The sequence below is a fragment of the Microbacterium paludicola genome (assembly GCF_039529675.1).
Lineage (GTDB): Bacteria > Actinomycetota > Actinomycetes > Actinomycetales > Microbacteriaceae > Microbacterium > Microbacterium paludicola.
Genome location: NZ_BAAANG010000049.1, coordinates 1 through 1022, shown reverse-complemented (window position 1 = coordinate 1022; position 1022 = coordinate 1). Strand labels below are relative to the sequence as shown.

The 1022-nt window shown below is 63.6% G+C and carries 2 protein-coding genes; both read left to right on the top strand.

Annotated elements, in window-relative coordinates:
- The coding region (locus ABD161_RS15560) for an RNA polymerase sigma factor (protein WP_344005040.1) at positions 1-411 on the top strand (411 nt) is incomplete at its 5' end.
- A gap of 161 nt (positions 412-572) precedes the next feature.
- The gene (locus ABD161_RS15555; protein ID WP_344005037.1) at positions 573-893 is read left to right on the top strand and encodes a hypothetical protein; all 321 of its coding nucleotides are present in this window, start codon (positions 573-575) and stop codon (positions 891-893) included.
- Positions 894-1022: the final 129 nt, after the last annotated feature.

The following is a 1022-nucleotide window of genomic DNA, read 5'->3' as shown; positions in this document are numbered from 1 at the left end:
AGCGAAACCTTCCTTGCTGCGTGGAAGTCGCACAAGACAAGCACCGTAGAGCCGGAGCTGCTCCGCGCGTGGCTGTTCGGCATCGCCCGAAAGGTGCTGTCGCGGTATCGGCGCGGACGAGTCCGCCGGTCCGCGCTCAGCGACCGGTTGCGGGCGACACTCTCCGGAGATCAAGCCGTCCAGATGACCACGAGTGACGAGGAGGCCGAGCTCGCACATCACGTTCGAGCTCTCATCGAGTTTCTCCCCGAGATCGATCAGGAGATCGTGCGACTCGTCTACTGGGACGGATTCAGCCAGGAAGAGGTCGCGCTCATCATCGGCAAGCCCGCCACAGCGGTCCGGACCCGCCTGTCGCGTACGCGGAAGATCCTGCGCGACCAGCTCGCCGAGAGCGGCGATGTCGCGTGACGCGTGGCAGCGAGTTCGGACTACGTGAAGGTCACCGTACGCGTCGGTCCCGCGCGAAGATGGGGACCGTGACGTCTGTGCCGAGCTCAGTCCCGTTGGTTGCGTCGTGCCTTCTCGTGATCGCACTTGCTGGGTGTGCACCCAAGCCCATCATCGGCACCGTGAGCCGTGGCGCACCCGACGGCGTCCAGCTCGACCCACTGAGTGAATCGCCAACCGCCGTCTGGGTCGAGCGCGGCGAGTCGTTTGCGGTTGTGACCATGGGCAGCTCGAGCTGCCCGGCGGTGGCAACGAAGGTCGAGTCCAACGGGGATGACCTCGTTTCCGTAACGTTCGGATCCTCTTCAAACGAGCCGTGCACTGCAGACATTGCGCCGACGACCCATCAGTTCGATCTCCCGGAGGAATTGACACGCGACTCGATCAGTGTGGAAATCCGCTTCGAAGACTGGCCCGAGGTCTACACAATCCCCCTGAGCTAACGTGGCCATCACCGCAACAGGCTCAGATCGTCCAGTTCGCCCGGGTGGGACGAGAGTAGTCAGCGGGGCCTGCCCCCTGATCTTGGACACGCTGATTCCAGCACGAACGCTGGGGAAGCGAGAATCCAA